Source organism: Shewanella decolorationis S12, assembly GCF_000485795.1.
Classification (GTDB): domain Bacteria; phylum Pseudomonadota; class Gammaproteobacteria; order Enterobacterales; family Shewanellaceae; genus Shewanella; species Shewanella decolorationis.
The window spans coordinates 1-13,443 of record NZ_AXZL01000002.1 but is presented as its reverse complement, the minus strand read 5'-3'; the positions used below and the strand labels follow the sequence as shown (position 1 = coordinate 13,443).

Here is a 13,443-nt window from a genome sequence, read left to right as displayed (position 1 = left end):
AATGTTGGAAGATAAGCTTAGTAAGAAGTCATACACTATTAACGCGAACAGCATCCTAAAATAATTTAAATTTATTCTATGTCATTAAATGAGTAATATTTACTAAATAAAAATGCCGCTTTAAAGCGGCATTTTATAAAGTCTAGCAATTAGAACTTGACGGTATAACTTGCTCGATACTCGCGACCATAGTTATTATATAGATCCGCATTTTCATACTTACCATTATTCAACACAGGATCTTCATCAGTTAGGTTATTCACCATCAAAGTGATAGCACCAAAGTTACCAATGTCGTATGTGTAAGTAATGTTGTGGATCAGCCATGAATCTAAATCACCCTCCGGCACGAGAACCGAACCGTTTTGGATCGCATTCTCTTTAGCATAAGTACCAGACGTATAATTCATATTCCATGAGAACTTATGGTCAGCGATGGTATAAGTTGTGGTTAATACAGATTTATAATCAGGTTGTCCTTCCCAGCCTGCGGTGTTTTGAGCTGCAGCTCCACCTACTTGCTCAGAAGTATAATCTAGGACAAAACTATTATTCCAATTGATACCAAAATCACCAATTCCAGTCGCAAAGTTTGCCGCAAATGCTAAATCTATGCCTTCGATTGATAATTTATCGCCGTTGGCGTAGCCAGTACCGACCTTCAATACACGTCCTAATGAACCATCTGGTGATGAAGGAGCGCGTTCGACATAGAAAGTACTATCAGGTGTTAGCTGTCCGTTCGCAATACCACGAATTACGTTAGTGACTGAACGCTGAGAAATTGCGTTATCAATGTTCAGATTAAAGTAATCTAATTTAACCGAAAACTCTTCAACAACATCCCAAGCGATACCTAGATTCAGATAGTCAGAAGTTTCTGCATCTAAGCTATCGTTAGATGAAATATATGTGTCAAACTGTTTAGTAGGGCAAGACTCTTGGCCATTCGAGCCACAGAATGGATAATCTTTACCACTTTCAGCACTAAATGTATCGGCCGCATTCAGCTGATCTAATCTAGGAGCTCTAAAAGCTTCGGAGTAAGATGCTCGAACAACTAAATTATCAAGTGCTTGCCAACGAATTGCAGCTTTAGGCGCAACGTTTGTTCCAAAGTCACTGTAATCATCATAACGTGCAGCCACGTTTAACTCGATTGTATCTGTAATTGGGAGCACAGCTTCATAAAATGCAGCCCACACTTGACGGTCGCCACTTGCAGAGTTACCGGCACTACCACCAATTAACCCTGCTTCTGATTGTGCATCGTATACTGATGCAAAATCTTGCTCGAAATATTCCATACCGAAATAATGAGCAACTGCACCGCCAGGAAGTTCAAAAGCATCGAATCCAATGCCAGCATTATACTGATGGAAAGTTGCAGTATCTTGAGTAAGTGTCGTTGCTTTCATATTAGCAATGCCTTCTTCCGAGCCAAGATCAATTCCATTTTGCTCGTTGTAGGCTAGACCCGCATAACTTAGATAATATTCGCCGATCGATTTATTATCTGCTTTATTGTAATGATAATAAAATTCCCAAGTTGCATCATTTAATGAAGGCAAAGTTCCGCGTAGCCCAGTTAAATAATCTTGGTTATAGTCATCAACATTACCATCTCGAGTTCCAATACCTACCCAACGCCAATAACCTGTTGTTTCAGCACCATATGGGTTGTTTGGATTATCTGCAGACATTTTATTCCATGCTGCTGCCGGAGGAGCATAACGGCCAAAAGATTTACCTTGAGTAATCATGGTTCTACCAAACCACTCAATATTCTCTGCAACCTCATAGTTAGCATCAACATAAACTGTATTGCGGTCCGTTGATGCTTTGTTGTATGAAACGTTCGCGTTGGCATACATACAATAAGTTGAGCCAGGTCCCCAATCATCATCTGCAGCGACTTTGCGGAATACATCAGAACCATACTGAGCGGCTAGGTCGTCACATAACGGAGAAGCTTGTGTTTCAGAAAAATCAGGAGATGCAACCGTTGCACCGTAGATACTCCAACCAGTCGTTTCTGTATATGCTTGGATAATTCCATCGCCATTTAGATCTGACATACTTGCCGCAGTATAAGGTCTGTCACCATCCGCAATCCCTTTTCTATCTTGATGGTCAAACGAGAATGTAATATTCCCTTTATCCATTTGATAACCGGCAACGACCGAAAACTCTTTACTGGTTAATCCGCCATCAGCTTCACGTGAACCACCTCCGACATTAAATTCTAGTCCTTGGTAGTTCTTTTTCATGATGATATTCACAACGCCAGCGATAGCATCAGAACCATAGGTAGAAGAACCACCATCAGTGAGAATTTCAATACGTTCAACGGCAGCCATTGGTATAGCGTTAAGGTTTGCCGATCCCCCGCCTAATGTTGGTGACCCTGGGAAACGTTTACCATCAATCAGAACAAGCGTTCTATCAGAACCTGCACCGCGCAAGTCTATTGTTGCTTGTGATTGTGCGGAGCTACCAGACCTTTCAGAAAAAGAACCGAAGGTATTTAAGTTGCTGTTACGTAGGGCATCAGCAACCGTGAAGTTACCCTCTAACTTCATGTCTTCAGTAGTTATGGTTGTAACGGGTGAAGCGCCTTCTAAGTCGCTACGTTTAATTCGAGAGCCAGTTACTTCAATACGCTCAACTTTGGCGGTGTCTTCCTCTGCAATCGACACTGAAGATACGGAAAGGGCCCCCAAAACAAGAGAACTAGTTAAAGCTAGTCGTATAGAGGTCGCTAAAAAATTATTATTGTGCATTGTCAATCTCCCTTGAAAAGTTCTTATTATTTCCTTTGACGACGATCCGGAAATTTAAATAAAGGTTTAACCCCATATTTATTAACATTGTAATCACACAATAAAAACATCAGCAACAAATTAGACTCTTAGCGCAGTAATAAGGAAAAACAAACAACATGCCACACCATTAAACAGGCAAAGAATTCTTCTTTATTAAACAATGAATTAAATTAAAAATTTGAATCCACTCCTTTTTAGTAGATTCAAAATCCCTCAAAATATAATTCTTTAGTTTTATTTATCAGCACAAAAAATAATACTTTATCTTTACCACCAAAATATTTATGTTTCATACTAAAGTTTTAAAATTTCAAAACAAAAACGCCAGTCATTGCTGACTGGCGTTTTTTGTTAACTTTTAGTTATCTAGTTTCTAGATAAACAGCTGAGGCTTAAAGCGTATAACGGATACCAATGGCGATACCGTCGTCTTCTGACAATGACATTCTGGCTTCTTGCGCTTGGTCTGCGCTGGTAAAATCGCTGAAGTCTTTACGTGCTTCAACATAGAGTACCGTGCTTGGATCCCAAACAAAGTGTAAACCTACGACTACAAACTGACGCTTGAACACATCATTAGGATCGGCGTTAAAGTTTGGTTGAATTACATAATCTTTACCGGCATCCAGAATGTTGTAAGACACAAATGGGCGTAAACCGTTATCAAACTTGTAAGAAACTAAAGTTTCAACACCATAGGCATCTTTGATCAAGCGGCCAATGTTATCGGTATCATGGTTTTCTTCTTTGTGAACGTTGGCCGCAACATATAAGCCATCTTTATCGAAGTCGCCCCAAGTTGCGCCCACGCCGTAGATCAAATCAACAGCGGTTTTTTGATCGCCATTGCCATAGGCAATATCAAATTCGCCGCGGTTGATACCCGCCATCAAGCTAAGCTTATCTGTCGCTTTGTAAGTTACAGAGCCGCCATAGGTGTAATCATAGGTGACTTGTTGCGCTTCTTTCTTACCAGCGTTCCATTCTACTTCGCAGGCTTCTTCTGTGATATTTTCAATATCACAGGTATAGAAACTGCTGTTTTTTAATTGTGTCTGAACCGCAAAACTCACATCGCCTATGCTATTACGGTATTGAACAACCTTATCACCACGACCAACACCGTTTACCGCACCGTCATCTTTGTTGAAGGTGTAAACACCCGCAGCGTTACCATCCCATACGAAACCGTAGTTGGTGTTGTAAACCACGTCATACCAAGCACCCCATTGCTTACCAATAGTGATAGTGCCGTATTCATCATGGCTAATGCCTGCGTAACCTAAACGGTTGTAGAAAAACTCATTTTGCACTGATTCGAAGCGGTTGTTATAGACAATATCGCTGTTGCCGACAGGGTTCACACCCCATTCCAATTTGGCAAAGGCGTTCCAACCGTGGGTTAACTCACGGCTGAAACCAAAATTAATTCGAGAAGCACCATTAACAACCTCAGTTTCACCTTGAGTGTTGATTACGCGCGCATCAATAAAGCCACCGATCTCTACCGCATTTTTATTGTCTTTGTAGATTTCGATTGCCGATACCGTTGGGGCGAGAAAGAGTGCTGCTAGCGCAGTAGCTACTAACGTTTTGTTCATTTGGTGCTTAACCTTTTCGTCTATAGTTTTATCAACGTCATTCCGTTGTTATATTTCCTTACAATTTCCCACCGAGAGTAGCAAACTTTCATCAAACTCTCCAAGCGAAACCGAAGGAATATCTAGATAAACATCACAAAAACGTCGCGCTTAACCTATATAAAACAGCTTAAATCACTACAAACAACCGCAAACAAAACACAAAAAGCACAATTCAAACACTAAATTAACAATAGCTGATTCGACGTAATGCTGGTGTAATTTAGTTTCATTATTGAAAACACAGGCTCTGCAATAGGGCCAATTTGCTTGTCTATGTAGTACTGATAATCAATTGTAGACGATCTATGCGAAACGGGTTCAGGACCGTTTACAGTAATTACATAATCAATCTGCGCCCCTCGCTTGCCAAAGGATGACTTTCCTGTTAATTCACAAAGCTGACGCGCGACTTTCACATGGGGAGAAGACTTAGCCGTGTATTCGTCTAAATTACGGCGCATACGCTTACTAAACACTAACTCATCATCGCGCTTGCCCGCTTGAAGTTCGCCGATAACATCAGCCAAATAACCACTAATATCCCGTTGGTTAAACATGCGTTCATAGAGTTCTGCCTGCACCTTGCGGGCTAAGGGGCTCCAATCGCTACGAACCTGCTCCATTCCCTTAAAAGTGATTTCTAACGCTCCGCTATGGTTACGCCACGCTCCAACATAGCGCTTCTTACTCCCCTCTTCCGAGCCGCGCAGGGTCGGCATAAAAAACTGTTCGTAGTGGCGCTCAAACTGCAGCTCGAGAAAACTTTCTAGCTGAAACTCCTGCGCAATTTTACTTTGCCATTGCTGGTTCATTCGCGCGGCAATCTGCTTACCTAAGGCATTAATATCACTGAGATCGGGTTCTGGGCCTAAATAGACGAAGGTGGAGTCCGTATCCCCATAAATGACTTGGTAGCCCATCTCCTCAATCCACGCGCGGGTTTGTTTCATAATTTGATGGCCGCGCATGGTGATGGAGCTTGCCAGTTTCGCATCGTGGAACACACAGCCTTGGGAGCCTAAAACCCCATAGAGCGAATTCATAATGATTTTAATCGCTTGCGATAAAGGCGCATTCGCCTCCCGCTTAGCTTTTTCACGTTGCTCTGATAGATTTTGGATGAGTTTGGGCAGAATAGGTTGGTGCCGACTAAACCGCGCGCCCAAAAAACCCGGAACAGTTTCAGGCTCATCTAATGCAGATCCGTCCTCATTATCTAAACCTTCAATCAACCCCTTAGGATCAATTAAAAAAGTTCGGATAATCGATGGATAAAGGCTTTTAAAGTCAAACACTAAAATATGCTGATAAAAACCAGGGACAGAATCCATTACATAACCGCCAGGGCTTTCAATCCCTTGACTGGCAGGCTCAGCAGGCGCGACGAAACCCGCTCTATGTAAATGCGGTAGATACAAGTGGTTGAATGCAGCGACCGAGGCGCCTACGCGCCCAAGTTCTAACCCCGTTAACTCGGCGCGAGCGAGGGCAAAATCCCACAATTGAGTATGTTCAAAAATATCCCACACTAAGCGACTATCGGTCAGGTTATAGTGAGCAAGCCCTTGTTTGTTTTCGGTAAATAACGCATCAATCTCTTGGGATCGATTTTCCACATCATGAATCGCTTTGCCTTCTCCCAGTAAAGCTTGAGCGACAAATTCCAAAGAGAAACGCTCGAATTGATAAAAGGCTGCCTTTAACCAATCGATACCATCGAGCACCACTCGCCCCGGTAAACTTAAGGTTTCTGGCCGAAATTTATTCTCGACCTTCCACTCAAGGAGTGCGCCACCACGCCCAATGCGTAACGGAATGCGATGAAACATGGCACGCCGATATAGCAGCGCTAAGTCAAAGGTCACCACCGACCAGCCAATGATCACATCAGGATCAAACTCAGTAAACCAAGCGATGAGACTATGGATAAGCGCTGCCTCATCGTTCACCCATTCGATATAGATTGCAGCATCTGGCAGCGCCTCGCCCACCATAATGACTTTTTCATAGGGCTGAGATTGCACATCGCGTCCATAAAGGGCCACGGAATAGAGTAAACCGTCAAAACTGCATTCAAAATCGAGGGAGATTGAGCGCAGTTTAATTGTTGGCTGCGGCGCAACCGCTTTGGCGCGTATGGCGCTAAAAACAGGTAACTGTCCATCTATGCCTACTTTGCCGACAAAATGCCCTAAAAATGCCACATCGAGCGCCACAAAACGCTCGATTAAAAAACGCTGCTCGGGACGGATATCCGCCTCAAATAAGGGAATCCCCGCATCCGTCGCTATCCGCTGCAAGTGACGAAACACACTACTCGATGGAGCATATATTGCCGCCACGGATTGTCTTTTAAAGCTTTTAAGCGTAAGCGGTACAAAGCGCAGCGCCAGCCCCGGCGTTTGTAACTGCAATGCCGCCATATCGCTTTGATGACAAAAACAAATGTACTCAGAGTCAGGCAACTCCACCAGCACAGGGCCTGAAACGGTGGCGAGATAATACTGCAGCACAAGCGTTGCACCGCGCGTAATAGCATGGCGTGTGAGGACGCGTCCCTGTACACTCACAGGCGCAGCCGTATCATGTGCAAGACTCTCGGGGGGATTCAACTGCGGTTTCACTCTAAGGCTCTCGCTGTTTATTGATTCTCGGGACACAGAATAAAATTGCCATAAAATGGCAGAAAAGTTTCTTAGGCTATGCAATCACTGTTATTATGTACAGCATTAATTCGATAAAGTAGTGCCGCATGTTACCTGACAACGTAAAAAACCAGATCCGCGCTATCTATAAAGATATTGCCGCCTCTTTGCCTAATTTTAGGCCACGCCGCGAGCAAAATTTTATGGTGGCAGAAATCTCTAAGACCCTAGCTGGCGACTATGACAAAGATAGACGCATCATAGTGGTCGAAGCGGGTACGGGGATTGGTAAATCATTGTCTTATATTTTGGGCACGATCCCGCTTGCACTCGCGAGTAAGAAAAAGGTCTGTATCGCTACGGCAACCGTGGCGCTGCAGGAGCAGTTACTGCACAAAGACTTACCGTTTTTTCTCGAACAATCAGGACTAAACTTTCGCTTCGGTCTGGTAAAAGGGCGCCAGCGTTATGTCTGTTTATCCAAGCTTGCGATGCTAATAGGCGATGATAACAGTACCCAAATGGCCATGTGGCAAACAAAGCCGGATAACAGCCAAATTGCCATGCTGCAGGAGCTACTCAGCGACTTTAATGAAGGCCGCTGGAACGGTGAAATCGATACGCTATCGACACCGATACCAGACCATCTCTGGCAGCAAATCGCCTGCGATAAACATAGTTGTCATCGGCAACTCGCCAGTCATCGAAATTGCCCGTTTCACAAGGCCCGCGAGGACGTGGATACCTGGGATGTACTGATCGCCAACCACAGTTTGCTGTTTGCCGACTTAGAGTTGGGCGGCGGGGTGATTTTACCCGATCCAGAAGACGTATTTTACGTCATTGACGAAGCTCACCACTTACCTATCGTTGCGCGGGACTTTTCTAGCGCACAGGCAACACTTAGAGGCGCTGCCGACTGGCTCGAAAAAGTCGGTAAGACCAGCGCCAAGTTACAAAATCAGATAAAGAGCAACAATATTATCGCCCCAGCGCAGGCGATGCAGGATCATATCGGTGACTTAATCGCTCAGCTCAATCAAGTCGCCCACTTTTGTGACACTCAAACCAAACAGTTTGCCAATCCCGAGAGCCGCTATCGGTTCGAACACGGTAAATTGCCCGATGCACTAAAAATCCCAGCCGAAAATCTCGCGGCCACCTCTAATCTTGCCCTCAAGCAATTTAACAAGATGCAATTATTGCTGGCCGAGGCGATAAAAGATGGCGATATTCCTAAGCATCAAGCAGAAGCGTTACAAGCCGAGATGGGCTTTATGTTGCAGCGACTCGAAAACCTGCAAAAGCTCTGGAAAATGATGGCAAAGGAAGATTCTACTAAAGGCGCGCCCCTCGCCCGCTGGATTGAATTACTCACGGGCAAACAGGTCGATTACCTGTTTAGCGCCTCGCCGATTGAAGTTGGGTTTATGCTCGAGTCTATGCTGTGGCAAAAGGCGGCTGGCGTCGTATTATGCAGCGCAACGCTGCGGGCGCTGAATAACTTCGACCATTTCGCCCATCAGGTGGGATTATCGGTAAAGGACGGCAGTCGTTATCTCGCCCTGCAATCCCCCTTCGATTATCCGAATAACGCCACGCTCTACTTACCTAAGATGAAAACCGAGCCGACGGATGATGCCTATACCGCTGAGCTTGCCGAACACATTTTGGAACTGATTGAAGGCGAAATGGCCACATTAGTGTTGTTTGCTTCTTACTGGCAAATGGAGAAAGTGGCCGAGCTGCTCGAGGGCAAGCTCACGCAGGAAATTCTTATTCAAGGTAATGCACCGCGCCAGCAATTACTTGAGACCCACAAAGCCAAGTGCGACAAAGGTGAGCCGAGTATCTTGTTCGGTACCGGCAGTTTTTCTGAAGGCCTAGACTTACCCGGGGATTACCTCACCAACCTCATTGTCACTAAACTGCCCTTTGCCGTGCCAACCTCACCCGTTGAGCAAGCCCATGCCGAGTATGTGAAAATAAAGGGCGGAAATCCGTTTCTGCAACTTACCATTCCAGATGCATCGCGAAAGCTTATCCAAAGTTGTGGTAGATTACTGCGTAAAGAGCAGGATTATGGCCGAGTCACTATCCTCGATAGACGATTAGTGACCAAACGTTACGGCAAATCCTTGCTAGACGCACTGCCCCCCTTTAGACGAGTCATTGAGTAGGATTAAGATTTGGAGTTGTTACTCGAGCCCAGCAACTGGGCCCTGTTGGCTGTCATTGGCTTAATTGCAGGTTTTATCGATGCCGTGGTCGGTGGTGGAGGCCTGCTCTCTATTCCAGCCCTGCTCACCCTCGGGATCCCACCCCACACCGCCTTAGGTACCAATAAATTTGCCGCCAGTTTTGGCTCGTCCATGGCGGCTTGGACCTATTATCGCCAACATCTGCTCAGACCCAGTTTTTGGTATATGGCGTTTATCGCCACCTTTATTGGCGCGGTACTCGGCAGTGTGTTGGTGTACCTGTTAAATGCTCAGTGGCTCGAAAAAGCCTTGCCACTGCTCATTATTGGCATCGCGATTTACAGCTTGCTGAGCCCAAATGCTATCTCGGATACCGATTGTCAGGCACCAACAAAAGCCCAACCTAAACTAAAACAAAGCCTACAGGGTTTATTATTAGGCATATACGATGGTTTTGCAGGCCCCGGCATTGGTGCCTTTTGGACCGTGAGTTCAGGTTCATTATATAAATTGCCTCTTTTACACAGTTGTGCACTCGCGAGAGCGATGACCTTTACTAGCAACTTGACGGCGCTGGCGATTTTTGGCTTTCTAGGGCAAGTCCATTGGCAAATCGGTCTGTGGATGGGGTTATCTATGATGCTCGGCTCCTTTATCGGTGCCCGCTGCGCGATAAAATTTGGCATGCCTTTTATTCGGCCGTTGTTTATATTAATTGTCCTGTCAATTGCCGCTAATCTGGCGTGGAGCGCATGGTTTTGAACACTTCGCAGCTAATCAGCACGTTGAAAAATCAGCTAACAACCCTTGAGCAAGAAGTGCTGCAACACGACAGTCATCTTGCGCCGAGCCAGCGCAAACTCCTGCAAGATATTGAGCGCTTTAATCAATCGCTGTTTATTCAAAATGGCGCCCAGCTGATGCCTTGTATTGAACAAATACGTAATAGTATCGGCCAGTTAGAGAAACAGATCGCTCTGAAATTGGCGCCGCAAACCATCGCCTTAAGCTGTGAACGTATTCAAGATCGTTTTACCGCGGTTAAACGGGCGCTACTGACGACATCAATCGATATAAAGTCTAAAAATCAACAACGTGCCAGTAGACGCGCACGCTTTGCCCAACAGCAGAATCAGTCGCACCAAGCCAGCGGATTTGCTTGGATTGCCAGCAATGTGTTACAAAATAGCCACGAAATCTATGCCGAATTGAACAAGCATCTGAATTGGGCGAAGAAATTTGAACAAAAAATTGCAGAAATGGAGTCAAAACTTGAAAACTGTCATAGTGCTGACAAAATCCGTTTGCAAAATGACATCCTTTTGATGCATCGTCGTTTGGGTAAATGCAGGCAAGCCATCAGTTATATTGAAGATCGCATTCAAGCATTCGAACGTCCGCATCAGAGCCATAATCGTTAAGGAGCAACAATGAAATCACTTTTGCCAATCAGCAGCCTGCTAGTGTTACTCGGCTCTGCCTCAGCCTTTGCAGCAGATCTGAATATCCCAATGTCCTTCGAATACCTTGCCCTCGATGGCAAAAAAGTCGAGTCCAGCGTATTCAACCACAAAAGCAGCTTAGAGTTGGCACCCGGCACTCACAAAATCGCCATCCGTTACCATGAGATGGTTGAAGACGATTTCAGTGACAGCCAAACCTTCGTTAAGTCATCGCCTTTTATCGTGACCTTAGAAGTGGACGGCGATCATCAATATTATTTGCAAGCCGCTGAGGGCAAGGTCGTTAAAAAGCCTAAAACCTTCGCTCAAAATCCTCAAGTTGTGTTAACCCGCGCAGATAAAGGTCAGGTAAATTATCAAGTGACAAACACCAATATTGAAGAAGAGAGCTTTGTCTCCCGTCTCTTTAGCGGTAATCAAGCGGTAGACGTCTCAGGAACTGCAGCTGCAGCAACGGGCGCTGCAGGTACAGCAGCAGTGGTTGCCACGCCAGCTCCTACTTCGGCGCAGGCAGCCGTTAACGCTACCTCATTAACCGCTCCAGTTGATACATCGAAAGCAGCTGGTGCGAATCCACAGCAAATGTTGCAATACTGGTGGTTGCAGGCCGATGAGAAAACACGTAAAGAATTTATGAGCTGGGCGATTTCTCAACTCTAATTAAGATGATCCCATTGGTTTATCACGCCAGCTACTCCAAGCTGGCGTTACCCTCCCACCACCGCTTTCCCACTACAAAATACGCGCGTCTTTACCAGTATCTGCTCGATAATCAACTGGCTGTACCAGCTCAATTCCATACTCCCTCACCGATGACGGCTGAAGATGTTATGCAGGTGCATCAGCAAGATTATGTCGAACAATTTATCCAAGGCAGCTTAGCTAGTGCGGCCTTAAGACGCATCGGCTTTCCGTGGAGTGAAGCCTTGGTTGAGCGCACCTTGCATTCGGTATCGGGGACGAGTTTGACCGCAAGCTTGGCACTACAAACGGGTATCGCCCTTCACTTAACTGGCGGCTATCACCATGCTCATTATGACTTTGGCAGTGGCTACTGTATTTTCAATGACTTGATTATCGCCGCTCGCAAACTGATGGCCGAGCAACAGCTACATAAAGTGCTGATTTTTGACTGTGATGTGCACCAAGGTGATGGCACCGCTACCCTTAGCCACAGGCATCAAGGCATTATCAGTTGCTCCATCCACTGCAAAGAGAATTTCCCCAGTCGCAAACAGCAATCCCACTATGATATTGAATTGACTAAGGGTTCGGATGATAGCGCTTACCAGGAAACCGTCGAGCAGACTCTCGAGCTGCTTATTCGCCTCCATCAGCCGGATCTCATACTGTATGACGCTGGCGTCGATATCCACCAAGATGACGACTTAGGCCACCTAATGATCAGCAAACAGGGATTGTATCAACGTGATTTAACCGTGTTATCTATGGCAAAAGCGGCAAATATTCCTGTTGCAGCGGTAATTGGCGGCGGCTACAGCCGAGACGAACTACAATTAAGCCAAAGACATAGCCAACTTTTTATTGCAGCCAACCATTTGTGGTAGCAAACTCAATAAAAATCATCATGGAGCACAGCGATGCAACTCGAAATCCGTAACTATTACGAAGTTCTCTTAATGGAAATGTTATCCGATGAAGGCCTAATGGATGAATTGCCGGAAGATTATTTAGCCGATCTCTGCTGTGTGACCCTTAATCAACTGCCTGTGCGATATATCCGCCACCTTGTCGACACCTATTTTTTCGAAGATTACAATGAGTTACAAGAGCTAAAACGTGAGATCCAAGCCGCATTAGAGAAATCTCGCGCCTTTCTTAAACAAAATCTACAAAAAAGAATGCAGCAAGAAGATGCAGGCAACTAAATCGTGCACTAATGGCATAACGTCATTGGTTAGCCTTTAAGCTTTAACGAATGATGTAGCTGAACTGGCTAACTACATAAGCTTAAGCTGTTAAGGAAAATGTTTTTGGTTAAAGATAAAGATTATTAAAGCATAATGAGGAGATTTGGAGGTTCCCCTAGAGCCGACACCCCGGCACACGAGTCGCTTGCTGCGGTTGCTCCCTTCCGGGCCTGGCCGAGTTCACAAGTTATCATTGCGGGGGGACCCTAGGGTCACCATAACTTCGAGTGTATCACCAAAGGGATGAGCACTGAACGACGCGGATTATCCCCTATGGCTCCTATTGGATCAAGTGCTAATCCGTCCGTTTGGTAAATATCCAGTTTAACTGGGCAATCTATAGGCAAACTAATCCTATAAAATGATAAAAGCCTGCTAATGCCTGTCTCTCATACACAAATCCCTGAACAATGCTCAGGGATTTTTTTTGAACTCATTCCCCGCATTGTGAGCAGATCGTCTAGGGCTAAATATTCGAGGCGATTATGATGAAGATGATGGATCCAGAGCAGTGGGCGCAATGTCAATTTGGGCACGCAAACCTCAACGACCCAAGACGTACACAAAGACTTGTTTCACTGGCTACCTCTATTACCCAACAACCCGGAGTTGCCGTGTCCAGACTTCCCTTATCCCCCGCTGATCGAGAGCATGACATCTTGTTAGCACTAGAGGATACCACCTCGCTGACTTACAAGCATGACAGTGTCAGGGAGGAGTTAGGTCATACCAATC

General features: G+C 45.3%; 10 protein-coding genes and 1 other RNA gene. 7 read left to right on the top strand and 4 right to left on the bottom strand.

Features of this window, described 5'->3' with window-relative positions; all coding sequences use genetic code 11:
* Window positions 1–149 precede the first annotated feature (149 nt).
* From SHD_RS00280 to SHD_RS00270, 3 genes are all read right to left on the bottom strand, one after another.
* Window positions 150–2,783 (bottom strand): TonB-dependent receptor plug domain-containing protein, encoded by a 2,634-nt coding sequence (locus tag SHD_RS00280; RefSeq protein WP_023265308.1) that lies wholly within the window; start codon window positions 2,781–2,783, stop codon window positions 150–152.
* Window positions 2,784–3,217: 434 nt separating this feature from the next.
* On the bottom strand, window positions 3,218–4,426 hold the full coding sequence (locus SHD_RS00275; protein ID WP_023265306.1) for a porin: 1,209 nt from the start codon (window positions 4,424–4,426) through the stop codon (window positions 3,218–3,220).
* 221 nt (window positions 4,427–4,647) lie between these two features.
* The gene (locus SHD_RS00270) at window positions 4,648–7,080 is read right to left on the bottom strand and encodes a DNA polymerase II (protein WP_052030933.1); all 2,433 of its coding nucleotides are present in this window, start codon (window positions 7,078–7,080) and stop codon (window positions 4,648–4,650) included.
* Window positions 7,081–7,220: 140 nt separating this feature from the next.
* Here SHD_RS00270 and dinG point away from each other — a divergent pair, with 140 nt between their 5' ends.
* From dinG to SHD_RS00240, 6 genes are read left to right on the top strand one after another with little or no spacing between them, the layout of a single operon-like run.
* On the top strand, window positions 7,221–9,293 hold the full coding sequence (gene dinG / locus SHD_RS00265) for an ATP-dependent DNA helicase DinG (protein WP_023265304.1): 2,073 nt from the start codon (window positions 7,221–7,223) through the stop codon (window positions 9,291–9,293).
* Window positions 9,294–9,302: 9 nt separating this feature from the next.
* The gene (locus tag SHD_RS00260) at window positions 9,303–10,076 is read left to right on the top strand and encodes a sulfite exporter TauE/SafE family protein (RefSeq protein ID WP_023265303.1); all 774 of its coding nucleotides are present in this window, start codon (window positions 9,303–9,305) and stop codon (window positions 10,074–10,076) included.
* On the top strand, window positions 10,067–10,735 hold the full coding sequence (locus SHD_RS00255) for a primosomal replication protein (RefSeq protein WP_023265302.1): 669 nt from the start codon (window positions 10,067–10,069) through the stop codon (window positions 10,733–10,735). The genes SHD_RS00260 and SHD_RS00255 overlap by 10 nt, the downstream gene beginning before the upstream one ends.
* Before the next feature lie 9 nt (window positions 10,736–10,744).
* Window positions 10,745–11,437, top strand: coding sequence for a DUF2057 domain-containing protein (locus tag SHD_RS00250; protein WP_023265301.1), 693 nt, complete (start codon window positions 10,745–10,747; stop codon window positions 11,435–11,437).
* Between the two features lie 5 nt (window positions 11,438–11,442).
* On the top strand, window positions 11,443–12,345 hold the full coding sequence (locus SHD_RS00245) for a histone deacetylase family protein (RefSeq protein ID WP_023265300.1): 903 nt from the start codon (window positions 11,443–11,445) through the stop codon (window positions 12,343–12,345).
* Window positions 12,346–12,378: 33 nt separating this feature from the next.
* Window positions 12,379–12,666, top strand: coding sequence for a late competence development ComFB family protein (locus SHD_RS00240; protein ID WP_023265299.1), 288 nt, complete (start codon window positions 12,379–12,381; stop codon window positions 12,664–12,666).
* 154 nt (window positions 12,667–12,820) lie between these two features.
* Here the strand turns inward: SHD_RS00240 and ffs are convergent.
* An RNA gene (gene ffs / locus SHD_RS21470) (signal recognition particle sRNA small type) lies at window positions 12,821–12,918 on the bottom strand.
* A 287-nt stretch (window positions 12,919–13,205) separates the two neighbouring features.
* On the opposite strand from ffs, the gene SHD_RS00235 reads away from it, so the two are divergent.
* Window positions 13,206–13,443 (top strand): IS4/Tn5 family transposase DNA-binding protein (locus SHD_RS00235; RefSeq protein ID WP_268744429.1); only part of this gene is annotated, 238 nt, incomplete at its 3' end.